This is a genomic window from Streptomyces sp. NPDC036813, from assembly GCF_055609245.1.
In genome coordinates this window covers 367489-380318 of record NZ_JBVJPV010000007.1, presented here as the reverse complement: position 1 = coordinate 380318, position 12830 = coordinate 367489, and the positions used below count along the sequence as shown (strand labels likewise).

General features: G+C 73.6%; 8 protein-coding genes. 4 read left to right on the top strand and 4 right to left on the bottom strand.

Translation table 11 applies throughout. The annotated features are described in order from the left end of the window. Positions 1–193: hypothetical protein (locus ACZ67Q_RS17855; RefSeq protein WP_471182679.1), on the top strand; the 193-nt coding region annotated here is incomplete at its 5' end. Positions 194–469: 276 nt separating this feature from the next. Here the strand turns inward: ACZ67Q_RS17855 and ACZ67Q_RS17850 are convergent. After that, a complete protein-coding gene (locus ACZ67Q_RS17850; RefSeq protein WP_471182676.1) occupies positions 470–1024 on the bottom strand; it encodes a MarR family winged helix-turn-helix transcriptional regulator in 555 nt (184 codons plus the stop codon). Between the two features lie 134 nt (positions 1025–1158). Between ACZ67Q_RS17850 and ACZ67Q_RS17845 the strand changes: the two genes are divergently transcribed. Further along, positions 1159–2418, top strand: coding sequence for an MFS transporter (locus ACZ67Q_RS17845; protein WP_471182732.1), 1260 nt, complete (start codon positions 1159–1161; stop codon positions 2416–2418). A 30-nt stretch (positions 2419–2448) separates the two neighbouring features. Here the strand turns inward: ACZ67Q_RS17845 and ACZ67Q_RS17840 are convergent, their stop codons facing one another. Both ACZ67Q_RS17840 and ACZ67Q_RS17835 read right to left on the bottom strand, forming a co-directional pair. Further along, on the bottom strand, positions 2449–4104 hold the full coding sequence (locus tag ACZ67Q_RS17840) for an ATP-binding SpoIIE family protein phosphatase (RefSeq protein ID WP_471182673.1): 1656 nt from the start codon (positions 4102–4104) through the stop codon (positions 2449–2451). 242 nt (positions 4105–4346) lie between these two features. Continuing rightward, a complete protein-coding gene (locus ACZ67Q_RS17835) occupies positions 4347–5726 on the bottom strand; it encodes an NAD(P)/FAD-dependent oxidoreductase (protein ID WP_471182670.1) in 1380 nt (459 codons plus the stop codon). A gap of 385 nt (positions 5727–6111) precedes the next feature. On the opposite strand from ACZ67Q_RS17835, the gene ACZ67Q_RS17830 reads away from it, so the two are divergent. Continuing rightward, positions 6112–6876, top strand: a complete 765-nt coding sequence (locus tag ACZ67Q_RS17830) for a TetR/AcrR family transcriptional regulator (protein WP_471182668.1) — start codon at positions 6112–6114, stop codon at positions 6874–6876. Between the two features lie 226 nt (positions 6877–7102). After that, entirely contained in the window at positions 7103–8983 is a 1881-nt protein-coding gene (locus tag ACZ67Q_RS17825; RefSeq protein ID WP_471182665.1) for a sigma-70 family RNA polymerase sigma factor, read from the top strand. Here ACZ67Q_RS17825 and ACZ67Q_RS17820 read toward each other — a convergent pair. Further along, a complete protein-coding gene (locus ACZ67Q_RS17820) occupies positions 8970–12275 on the bottom strand; it encodes a BTAD domain-containing putative transcriptional regulator (RefSeq protein ID WP_471182663.1) in 3306 nt (1101 codons plus the stop codon). The genes ACZ67Q_RS17825 and ACZ67Q_RS17820 overlap by 14 nt on opposite strands. Between the last annotated feature and the right edge of the window lie 555 nt (positions 12276–12830).

Sequence of the window (12830 nt, the reverse complement as noted above, 5' to 3'; positions counted from 1 at the left end):
GTTGAGTTCTCAAGGAACGGTCGCTTCCTTTGTACTCACCCTCTCGGGCTTTCCTCCGGGCTTCCCTTCGGTCTTGCGTTTCCGACTCTATCAGATCTTTTCTCGACCCGATTTCCTCGGTGCTTTCCAGGTTTCCGCTCTCGCGTTCCCCTTTCCGGCGGTTCCGACTCTATCAGATCCTTTCGGCGTCTGATCCCCGGTCAGCGGGGTTTGCCTTCCCGGCTGTTGGGCCGTTCCGACGTCTCAAACCTTAGCGGATCCTTCCGGCGATTCCCAATCGGGCCGCCGAGTCCCTATTCGAATTGAATTCGGGCAAGCCGAAATCAATCCCGTTGGGAGATCGTGCTGATGGTGTGAGGTGCCGCTCGAGGCGGCGGGAGATGCCGTCGCAGAACCGTTACGGCCCCGCGGCAACCCGAAGAACTCTACGGATCGAGGAGGGGGCTGTCAAGCGCCCCTGTCAACCTCTTTAGTCGAGGTCGGTGAGCCGACCGCCGGCGTCCGGCTGGGCGTGCTCCACGCGGCGCAGCAGGCGGGTCAGCACCTCGTCGAGGACCGTCCGTTCCGCGGGCGTGAGGTCCTGGAGGAGCTCCTCCTCGAACACGGACGCGAGGCGCATCGCCTCCAGCCACTTCTCCCGGCCCTCGGGAGTCAGCTCCACGATCACGCGGACCCGGTTGGACTCGTCGCGTTCCCGGGTGACCAGACCCTCGGCGACCATGCGGTCGATGCGGTGGGTCATGGCGGCCGGCGTGAGGCCGAGTCGCTTGGCCAGTTCGCTGGGGCCCATGCGATAGGGGGCGCCGGACAGGACGAGGGCCTTGAGGACCTCCCACTCGGCGTTGCTGATGCCGAGCTCGGCGGTCTGCCGCCCGTAGGCGACGTTCATACGGCGGTTGAGCCGGGAGAGCGCCGAGACGATCTTCTCGACCTGGGGGTCGAGGTCCTGGAACTCGCGCTGGTAGGCCGCGATCTGCTCTTCGATGGTCGGCTCGGCGCCGAGCGTGCCGGGGGTGTCGCCCATGGCCGCAGTATGGCACGCCCGTCCTTTGCCTTGAAGTCCTTCGCTGTGTACTCTTTAGCTTCGAACTTTACTTTCGAAGTCTTCACTCCTAACTAGTGAGAGAGGTGAACGTGACCAGGGAGAAGGGCGCAGCGATGCGCCGGATCCACGTGGGCAACGCACTCAGCGCGTTCGGGCTCGGCTTCACGGTCCCCTACCTGTACGTCTATGTGGCGCAGGTGCGGGGCCTCGGGGCCATGACGGCGGGGCTGGTTCTCGCCGTGTTCGCCGTGGCCGCGCTGATCGTGCTGCCGTTCGCCGGTCGGGCGATCGTGCGGCGCGGCCCCCTGCCGGTCCTGCTCGCCGCCCTGGTCACCGCCGCGCTGGGAGCGCTGAGCCTGGGGCTGGCGAGCACGTCGGCCGCCGTACTGCTGTCGGCGGCGGCGCTGGGGGCCGGGCAGGCCGTCATGCAGCCGGCGCTGGCGACGATGATCGTGGACTGCTCGACCACGGAGACCCGGTCCCGGGCGTTCGCGATGCAGTTCTTCCTGCAGAACCTGGGGCTCGGTATCGGCGGGCTCATCGGCGGGCATCTGGTGGACACCTCGCACGTGTCGTCGTTCACGCTGCTGTTCGCGATCGAGGCGGCGGTGTTCCTGTCGCTGGTCGTGGTGATGGCGACGGTACGGATACCGCACGCGCCGAAGATCGAGGACGCGCCGGCTTCGGCCGGGGGCAGCTGGAAGCAGCTGCTGGGCAACCGGGCCATGGTGCAGTTGTGCGTGCTGGGCTTCGTGCTGTTCTTCGCCTGCTACGGGCAGTTCGAGTCCGGCCTGAGCGCCTACGGCGTCGAGGCCGCCGGGATATCGACGTCCGCGCTGGGGACGGCGCTGGCCGCGAACACCGCGATGATCGTGGTGGCGCAGTTCGCCGTGCTGAAGTTCGTCGAGCGTCGCCGGCGTTCCCGGGTGATCGCGGCCGTGGGGCTGATCTGGGCCGTGGCGTGGGTCGCGGCCGGGTACGCGGGGCTGGGGCACGGCAGCCAGGAGATGGCGACGGCTGCTTTCGTCTCGACGTACGCGCTGTTCGGGCTGGGTGAGGCGATGCTGTCGCCGACGGTGGCGCCGCTGGTCGCCGATCTGGCGCCGAGCGGGCTGGCCGGGCAGTACAACTCCGCGTTCGCCCTGGTCAAGCAGCTCGCCCTGGCCGTCGGTCCGGCGGTGGGCGGTCCCATGGGGGCCGCGTTGCACGCGCCGTACATCGTGACCTTCCTGCTGTTCTCGCTGGCGATCAGCGTGCTGGCGATACGGCTGGGGAGGCGGCTCACCGAGGTGCAGGACCAGCCGTGGCGGGCCCGCAGCCGGGTGGTCCAGCGCGGTGGCGCGCCGGCCGACGCGGTGACCGCGGACGCGTAAGCGCGCGCACGACTGCCGTGCCCGCCGGTCTTACGTCTTCGGCAGGGCGAACTCGCACCACACCGCCTTGCCTCCGCCGGGGGTGCGTCTGCACCCCCAGTTGGAGGCGATGGTGGCGACGATGGCGATGCCCCGGCCCGACTCGTCGGCCGGTTCGGCGCGGCGGCGCCGGGGCAGGTGGTCGTCGCCGTCGGTGACCTCGACGATCAGCCGGCGGTCGGTGCGGCGCAGGCGCAGCTTCATCGGCGGCGTGCCGTGCTGGAGGGAGTTGGCGACCAGTTCGCTGGCGGCCAGGACGCCGAGGTCGTGCAGCTCGGGCGGGAAGCGCCAGCTGGTGAGGACACCGGAGGCAAAGGCACGCGCGCGGGGAGCCGCCTCGATACCGCCGAGGAGTTCCAGGGCCGCGTTGCGGAACAGTTCGCCGGCGGGGCCGGTGCGCGCGGGGTGCTGGAGGACCAGCACAGCGACGTCGTCGGCGTGGTCGGCGGTGACGCCGGCGGAGCGCACCAGGCGGTCGCAGACGACCTGGGGGGTGCCGGTGGCGCCGGCCAGGGCGCGCTCCAGGGCGGCGATGCCCTCGTCGAGGTCCTCGTCGCGGCGTTCGACGAGGCCGTCGGTGTAGAGGACGGCGGTGGAGCCGGGGGTGAGCGGGATGGAACCGGAGGTGTGCATCCAGCCGCCGGTGCCGAGCGGCGGGCCGGTGGGTTCGTCGGCGCGGTGCACGGTGCCGCTCTCGTCGCGCACGAGGATCGGCAGATGGCCCGCGGAGGCGTACATCAGCCGGCCCTCGTTGGGGTCGTGGACGGCGTAGACGCAGGTGGCGATCTGGTTGGCGTCGATCTCGGTGGCCAGGCCGTCGAGGAGCTGGAGCACCTCGTGCGGCGGCAGGTCGAGGCGGGCGTAGGCGCGTACCGCGGTGCGCAGCTGGCCCATGACGGCGGCGGCGCGCACACCGCGGCCCATGACGTCGCCGATGACGAGGGCGGTGCGGCCGCCGCCGAGGGTGATCACGTCGTACCAGTCGCCGCCGACGGCGGCCTCGGTGCCGCCGGGGTGGTAGGTGGCGGCGATGCGCAGGTCGTCGGGTTCCTCGAGTTCCTGCGGGAGCAGGGAGCGCTGGAGGGTGACCGCGGTTTCGCGCTGACGGCGTTCGCTGGCGCGCAGGCGTTCGGCGGCCTCGGCGTGGTCGGTGACGTCCGTGGCGAAGACGAGCACTCCGGGGCCGCCCCCGTCGCCCTCGGTGACGGGGGTGCAGGTGAAGGTGTAGGAGCGGCCGTCGGGGGCCTTGCGGGACTTCAGGGTGCGAGGGCGGCCGCTGCGCAGGACCTGGTCGAGCAGGGGGAGCAGGCCGAGTTCCTTCAGCTCGGGCAGGGCGTCGGCGGCGGGGGCGCCGGCGGGGCGGGGGCCGAAGGCCGCGCTGTAGGCGTCGTTGACGTGGGCGAGGCGGTGGTCGGGGCCGTGGACGAGGGCGACCAGGGCCGGGACGCGGTCGAGGACCGCGCGCACGGACAGGCCGTCGACGGCGGGGACGTCGGCGGCGGGCGTCGTCCCGTCGGCGGGCTGCTCGGCGCGGGCCGCGGGGACGGAGCCGTCGCCCCGCCGGTCCGCGGTGGTCGTGGCGTCGGTCCGCGCGGCGGCGCGGCGCTGCGTTCCGGGGAGCCGGGCGCTCCAGCGCGTGAAGTTCACGAATCCTTGCCTCGTGTAGTCGTCGTCGGCCGGCTCCGGGGCCCGGCCTGGGCTCTCGGGGCCGGGCGGCGGTGGCCGCACATTGTTGCAGCACCCGGGACATGCAGCACTTGGGGACAGCCTCGCATTGAGTTCGCGGACGGGTGGCGGCCCGCCCGGGCTCGGTGATCAGTCTTGCAGGGTGGCCGTCCGGGCCGACATCCGTCAGACGCCTCGGTGGCCGCGGGAGTTCCTGGGTCCGGCTAGTTGGACCCCTTCGGGTCGTTCTTCGGATGGTCGGAAGGCTTTCCACCGGCGGCCAGTTCGAACTCCGCGCGGGGATGTTCGAGTGAGCCGAGGGAGACGATCTCCCGTTTGAACAGCCCGGACAGGGTCCATTCGGCCAGCACGCGCGCCTTGCGATTGAAGGTGGGCACGCGGCTGAGGTGGTAGGCGCGGTGCATGAACCAGGCGGGGTAGCCCTTGAGTTTGCGCCCGTAGACGTGTGCGACGCCTTTGTGGAAGCCGAGGGAGGCGACCGAGCCGACGTACTTGTGCTCGTACGTCCGCAGGGGTTCGCCGCGCAGGGAGCGGACGATGTTGTCGGCGAGGACCGCGGCCTGGCGTACGGCGTGCTGGGCGTTGGGGGCGGTCTCGGTGCCGGTTTCCTCGGCGGTGACGTCGGGGACGGCGGCGGCGTCGCCGGCGCTCCACGCGTGCGGGGCGCCGTCGACGGTCAGTTCGGGGGTGCACTTGAGCCGGCCGCGCGCGGTCAGCGGCAGGTCGGTGGCGGCGAGCACCGGATGGGGTTTGACGCCGGCCGTCCACACGACCGTCCGGGTCGGGAAGCGGGCGCCGTCGCTGAGGACGGCGACGCGGTCCACGCAGGACTCCAGGCGGGTGTTCAGGCGGACGTCGATGTTGCGGCGGCGCAGCTCGGTGACGGCGTAGCGGCCCATCTCGGGGCCGACCTCGGGCAGGATCCGGTCGGAGGCCTCGACCAGGATCCACTTCATGTCCTCGGCGCGGACGTTGTGGTAGTAGCGCGCGGCGTAGCGGGCCATGTCCTCCAGTTCGCCGAGGGCCTCCACGCCGGCGAAGCCGCCGCCGACGAAGACGAAGGTGAGGGCGGCGTCGCGGATCGCGGGGTCGCGGGTGGAGGAGGCGATGTCCATCTGCTCGATGACGTGGTTGCGCAGGCCGATGGCCTCCTCCACGGTCTTGAAGCCGATGCCGTGCTCGGCGAGACCGGGTACGGGCAGCGTGCGCGAGACGGAGCCGGGGGCGAGGACGAGTTCGTCGTACCCCAGATGCTCCGGGGGTGTGCCCTTCTCCTCGGTGGCCAGGGTGGCGACCGTGGCGGTGCGCTCGGCGTGGTCGACGGCGGTGACCTCGCCGATGACGATCCGGCAGTCGGGCAGGAAGCGGCGCAGCGGCACGACGACGTGCCGTGGGGAGATCGCTCCGGCCGCGGCCTCGGGCAGGAACGGCTGATACGTCATGTACGGGTCGGGCGTGACGATCGTGATCTCGACCGCGCCTTGTCGCAGCTCCCCTCTGAGCTGCTTCTGCAGGCGCAGGGCCGTGTACATCCCGACGTAGCCGCCGCCGACAACGAGAATGCGCGCACGTTCCTTCACCATCCCATGACGCACCCGGCGCTGCCGTTTGTCCACAGCCCCGGCGATTTGTGTGACCGGGAGCCGGGGATGCCCAGGCATGGCCGAAACGTCGGACTCGGGGGCAGCTGCGCAGGTCAGCAGGTGTGCGCCGGGGTGCGCCGGGGGGTGTTTTCGGGACGTATGCGGCCCGTACTCCGATCGGGGGGCGCTCCGTGCGGAACCTGCCCCTTCTGAATTGACTCCCTCTCAACTATGTTCGTGTCACGACGGGGTGTCCTGGGGGAGGCGCTCATCGGGCCCGAGAGGTATCGCACGGCCGGGCCCGGGCACGCGATGCTTGTCCGCGCGCCCCGGCGCGTATCTAGGGGAGTCTCCGGGGGGAGACGTCATTACCGGGGGATCATTCATGCACATTCAGGACTCTCACTGGTCGTCCGCATCCGCTCTGGCCGCCGGTGGGCCGGTGAGCGCGGGGGGCCACGGGCGCGGGGAATCGGCACGGACCACGCCGCTGCGGGTGGACGCCCAGCGCAATCTGGAGCATGTACTGCGGGCGGCGCGCGAGGTCTTCGGCGAGCTGGGGTACGGCGCGCCGATGGAGGACGTGGCGCGGCGGGCACGGGTCGGCGTCGGCACGGTCTACCGGCGCTTTCCGAGCAAGGACGTGCTGGTGCGGCGGATCGCCGCGGAGGAGACGGCCCGGCTGACCGAGCAGGCGCGTACGGCGCTCGGCCAGGAGGACGAGCCGTGGTCGGCGCTGTCGCGTTTCCTGCGCACGTCGGTCGCTTCCGGTGCCGGGCGGCTGCTGCCGCCGCACGTGCTGCGGGTCAAGGTGGCCGAGGAGCAGGTGCTCGCGGCGGGCGCCGGTGTGGTGCCCGACGAGGCGCGGGTGCCGCAGCAGCGGTCGCAGCCGGGCGCCGGTGAGCTGCGGCTGGTGCCGGATCAGGGCATGGAGGACGACGCCGGTGCCTCGGCGCTGCTGGAGGTCGTGGGCCGGCTCGTGGAGCGGGCCCGCGCGGCGGGCGAACTGCGGCCCGACGTGTCCGTGTCGGACGTGCTGCTGGTGATCGCCACGGCGGCGCCGTCGCTGCCGGACGCGGCACAGCAGGCGGCGGCCTCGGCACGGCTGCTGGACATCCTGCTGGAGGGGCTGCGCTCGCGTCCCGTCTAGGCCGCCGGGGTGGGCACGCCGGGCCACTGGCGCGCCCACCCCGCGCAAGCCCTGTGTCAACGGCGTTCGTTGAGCCTTCCCCGAACGAGTGACGTTCAGTACCGCCATGCGCCAAGTCCGCCCGGACGAGTGGTTGCCGCGCACTGCCGGGCCACGGCCGAAACCCGATATGGCACGCTGACCCGGTGTTCGGGACTGGGTGGGCAGGCGGCGGGGGCGTTCCGCGATGAGCGTTGACGGGTGGGACGAGTCACTCGACGGCGAGGACGCGCAAGCCGGCGGCCCGGCCGCACCGCAGGTACCACCCCAGAGCAAGCGGGCTCCAGTGCCGCACAGTGCCCCCGCCGAGGGCGTTCCGGCCCAGCGGGAGTGGCGCGAGGGCAGCGTGCTGCCGCCGCCGCGCCCGCTGCCCCCGTCCGACGCCGACCTCATCCAGCGGATGCGCTCCGGCGACGACTCGGCCTACGAGGAGCTGTACCGCCGGCACGCCGACGCCGTCCGCCGCTACGCCCGCACCTGCTGCCGCGACGCGCACACCGCCGACGACCTCACCGCGGAGGTCTTCGCGCGCATGCTGCAGGCCGTGCGCGGCGGCTCCGGCCCCGAACACGCCGTCCGCGCCTATCTGCTCACCTCCGTGCGCCGCGTCGCCGCGCACTGGATCCAGTCGGCCAAGCGGGAACAACTCGTCGACGACTTCGCCGCCTTCGCCCAGCAGGCCGCCCGTTCCGCGGAAGTGGCCGACGACGACACGCTGGACCTCGGCGCCGATGTGCGCGCCATGCACGAGGCCGAGCAGTCCATGGCCATGCAGGCGTTCCGTTCGCTGCCCGAGCGCTGGCAGGCCGTCCTGTGGCACACCGAGATCGAGGACGAGTCGCCGAGCGAGGTCGCCGTCCTGTTCGGTCTGGACGCCAACGGCACGCGTGTGCTGGCCAGCCGCGCCCGGGAGGGCCTGAAGCAGGCCTACCTCCAGGCCCATGTCTCCACCGCCCTGGCCGGCGACGAGGAATGTGCCCGCTACGCCGACCAGCTCGGCAGCTACGCCCGGCGCAAGCTGCGCACCCGCGCCGAACGGGGTCTGCGCAAGCACCTCGAGGAGTGCGCCAAGTGCCGGCTGGCCGCCAGCCAGGTCGAGGAAGTCGCCGGCGGCATCCCCGCCGTGGTCCCGGTCGCCGTCATCGGCTGGTTCGGTGCCGCCGGGTACGCCAAGGCGCTGGGACTCGTCGCCGGGGGCGCCGGAGCGGGTGCGGCCGGCGCCGCGGGCACGGCTGCGGCGGCGAGCGGCGGCTCCTCCGGCTCGGCCGGCGGTGCGGCGGCCGCGGAGGGGCTGGGCGCGCCGGTGAAGGCCGGCATCGCCGCCGGTGTGGTGGCGGTCGCCGCCGCGGCGGTGGCGCTCGCCCTCGTCGGCGACGACAGCCCGGCGAGGAAGCCCGCGGCGGCGCCACCGCCCGTGTCCACACCCGTCGTACGGCCGCAGCCGCACACCCCGACCCCGCCTCCCCGGCCCAGGCCCGCACCGCAGCCGGTGGTCGCCGAACGGACCCCCGCCCCGTCCCCGACGCCGACACCCAGCCCCACCCCGAGCCCCCGGCCCAAGCCGAAGCCCGCGCCCCGCCCCAGGCCGACGCCGACCCCCACCCCGACACCGACCCCGCCCCCACCGCCGGCTCCGGCCGTCTACGAGTGGAACGAGCTGTCCTACGACATCGCCGGTGACGGCACCGGGCCCGAGATGCGCCTCGCCGGCAGCAGCTGGGTGTGGCAGCGCCACGGCCTGTCGATCGGCGGCAAACAGTACGACCGCGGGGTGAGCGTGCACGGCGACTCCTCCGTCACCATCGACCTGAACCGCTCCTGCACCGCCTACGACGCCCTCGTCGGCGTCGACGACATGACCCTGAAGCTCGGCAAGGTCTACTTCTCCGTCTACGCCGACGGGGTGCGGCTGTGGCGGTCCGGCAGGATCAAGGGCGGCGACAGCGCCGTACCCGTCCATGTGGACCTGACCGGCCGCAAGACCGTGACCCTGGTCGTCGAGCCGCACAGCCACTTCGACAGCCTGGCGGTCGCGGACTGGGCCGAGTCGAAGTTCAGCTGCGGGTAGAACGGGCCCCCGCCGGGAAGTGGGCCACGGCGGCCTCCAGCGCTTCCAGGGCCTCGTCGGCGGTGAGAGCCGCACCGCGCGCCCGCTCGGCGGCGTACACGGCGGCGGAGAGTCCCGCGCGGGCCGCGTCCTCGACCCGGCCGGCGGTCGCGCGCTCCGGCTGCGGGCGCGGCCGGCCGTCGCGCCAGGCGTCGGAGGCCGCCAGCAACCCCAGCGCACGCGGCAGATCGCCGAGCCGCGCCAGCAGATCGGCGGCCATGTCGGCCAGCGAGGAGATGACCACCTCCGAGCAGTGCGCCGCCAGGGCCTCCCGCATCGCCTCGGCGAGCATCGGCAGCCCGTGCTCGGGGCCGGACTCCGCGGCCGTGATCAGGGCGCCGACCGCCTGCAGCACGGCCAGGAACTGCGGGGGCGGAGTGCCGTTGCCGATCTCCGCGCCGGCCCTCTGCCACAGCTCACGCGCGGCGGGGAGGTCCCCGTCGTCCAGGGCGAGCTGCGCCCGCAGCAGCAGGATGAAGGAGCGGGAGTCCACCACCGCGTACCGGTCCGCCGCCTCGCCCGCCTCGTCCAGCGCGCGCAGGGTCGCCGCCCGGTCGCCGGAGCGGTAGGCGATCTCGGCGAGCCGCGCCAGCAGGAACGGCGACTCGGCGAGCGCCCCGACCTCGCGGGCCAGCCGCAGCGCCTCCTCGTACTCCGCCCTGGCCTCGGCGAACCGGCCGCGCGCCATGGCCGCCTCGCCGGCCGCGCTGCACACCTGGGCCCGCATCCAGCGGTCGCCCGCGCGCCGGCTGAGCGTGCGCAGCTCGGCGAGGTCCTGATCCAGACCGGCCAGGCCGCCGGAGGAGTCGACGACGGTGTGGGCACGGAACATCAGGGCCACACCGAGCTCCCAGTCACCGCCGTACGCCCGGCAGTTGGCGACCGCCGTGTCCAGGGCGGGCCGTACGTCGTCGCGGCTGCCCAGATGGAACAGGGTGATCGGCCACACCAGGCCCGGCAGCCGGGCCGCCTGCGGACCACCGCCCTCGAACGCGCCCCGCACGCGCGCGAGGTAGTCCTCGAACCGCTCGTCCCGCAGCAGCCGCTGCCCCGCCTCGGACTCCACGGTGAGGAACAGGTGGAGCATCCTCAGTGCCATCCGCAGCGAGTGCAGCGGGTGACGCGACTCTCCCTCCGGCGCGTCGAGAAAAGCGCCCACCGGATCCACCCTGGCCAGCTGAGCGCGCAGGGCGTCCCCGCCGTCCCGGCCGGCCGCGGTCAGGGAGTCCCTGGCGGCGCCCAGGCGCAGCACGCGGTCGGCCCAGCCGGTGCCCTCCTGCCGGTAGTTGCGCAGCCACCAGAACCACCCCATGGCGAGGACGAGCGCGGCCGCCTCCGCTTCCTCCCCCTCGGCGAGAGCGCGGTCAAGCGCCGCCCGGATGTTGTCCAGTTCGCTCTCCAGACGGGCGATCCACCGCAGCTGGTCGGCGGAGCGCAGCCGGGAATCGGCCTCCTCCACCAGGGCGCGCGCCCAGGCGCGATGCCGCCGCTCGGCCTCCGTGCGCAGCACGGGGTCCTCGGCGGCGCGCTCCGCGGCGTACTCGTGGATGGTCTCCAGCATGCGGTAGCGCATACCGCCGGAGCCCTCCCGCTCGTCCGGGGTCGCGACGACGAGGGACTTGTCGACGAGCGCCCCGATCAGCTCCGTGGCCGGGCCGGAGCACACGGCCTCGGCCGCCGCGAGGTCCCAGCCGCCCGCGAACACGGACACCTCGCGCAGCACCGTCCGCTCCTGCTCGTCGAGCAGGTCCCAGGACCAGTCGACGACCGCGCGCAGCGTCTGCTGGCGGGGCAGGACCGTGCGGCTGCCGGAGGTGAGCAGACGGAAGCGGTCGTCTAGCCGGTCGGCGATCTGCCGGGGGGTCAGCAGGCGCAGCCGGGCGGCCGCCAGCTCGATGGCGAGCGGCAGCCCGTCCAGGCGCCGGCAGATCTCCGTGACGGCCTCCGTGTCCCCGAGCGCGCCGGCGGCGTCGGGGCGGACGGCGGTGGCGCGCTCGGTGAACAGGCGGCGCGCCTGGTCGGGGAGGAGGGGCTCGACGGGGCGCACGGACTCGCCGGGGACACCCAGGGGTTCACGGCTGGTGGCGAGGATCGTGAGCCCGGGGCAGCGGGTCAGGAGCGTCTCGGCGAGGTCGGCGGCCGCGCCGATGACATGTTCGCAGTTGTCAAGGATCAGCAGCTCGCTGCGCGGGGCGCAGTGCTCGACGAGCAGGGCGACGGGGTCGTCCTGCCAGGGCGCCGACTCGTTGGTCATCAGCACGGTCTCGCGCAGACCGAGCGCGCTGACCACCGCGTCCGGCACCGCCTCCGGCCGGTCGAGCGGCGCCAGCTCGACCAGCCACGCCTGGGGGAGGCCGGCGGCGGCCTCCTCGGCGAGGCGGGTCTTCCCGGATCCGCCGGGTCCGGTGAGCGTGACCAGACGGGCCCTGTGCAATTCGGAACGGATGGCGGCGAGCTCGGGTTCCCGCCCGACGAAACTCGTCAGCCGGGGCCGCAGATTGCCGGTCCGGCGGGGCGGTGGTGCCGGGGCGGCCGCATCCGGGTGGAGCAATTCCGCGTGCACGGAGCGCAGTTCCGGACACGGGTCGGTGCCGAGGCCGTCGGCGAGGGTGCGGCGGGCGGACTCGTACGCGGCGAGCGCGTCGGCGGTGCGGCCCGTGTCGCGCAGGGCGCGGATGAGCAGGGCGTGCAGCGGCTCGTCGTACGGATGCGCGGTGGTGAGTTCCCTCAGCTCCGGTACGGCGTCGGCGGCACGGCCGAGCAGCAGCCGGGCCTCGGCCCGGGCGCGGATCGCCTCCCGGCGCAGGGCCTCCGGGCGGGCGGCGGCGGTGCGGTCGGGGAGGTCGGCGAGTGCGGGCCCGCGCCACAGCGCGAGGGCGTCGTCGAGGAGGCGGGCGGCGGTGCGGGCGTCATCGCTGTCCAGGGCGCGGGTGCCGTCGCCGACGAGCCGCTCGAAGACGTACAGGTCGACGTCGTCGTCGGTGGCGATGAGGCGATAGCCACCGGGGTCCGATACGACGGCGTCCTTGCCGAGGGCGCGGCGCAGGCGCCCGACGAGCGCTTGCAGGGCGGCGGGAGCGTCCTGCGGCGGGGCGTCCCCCCAGACCTCGTCGATGAGGGCGCCGGGTGCGGTGACGCGGCCGGGCCGCAGGGCGAGCGCGGTGAGCACAGCCCGCAGCCGGCTGCCGCCGAGCCTGACTGCTCGGCCGTCTCCATCGTCCACTTGGGCAACGCCAAGGATTCTGTACCGCACGGGGCCATTGTGGTCTGCGCCCGCCTACGGACCCGCGCGCGCCGTGGGCTCCGCGCCCGGCGACCTTGGGTCACGCGCCCGGCGTTTCATGCCACCGGCGTCTGGGGTGGCCGGGGGTCGGGGCGCTCACCGGCGTTGGCGGGTGCCTCCCCCAAGCTCTTCGAGCAGGGGGGACCCCCAGCGCCCACCCGTGCCGCCCCAGGGGCACGACCGCCGCAGCTGGGTCGGCATGGCGACCGCCCGGCGCTGCGGACGCCACAGCTACGCGGGGCGGCGACCCGCGGCCCGCCACCGGGACGCCGCACCCGCCGCCCGCCACCGCGACGCCGCACCCGCGTACGGCGGTAAGGGGACGGGGTGGGGGTGTCCGCCCGCAGCGGCCGGCACCGGGCAACGGTGCCGTCTCAAGTGACGGGCGGCCGGACCGAGGACGGACACCCCCGCCCCGTCCCCGACTCACCCACCGGCCGCAGGCAACGCACGCACGCCACGACGCGACCGCCACGGGCCGCCGCAGGCAAAAAAGGGGCGCGGGGAACGGCGCGACCAGCCACA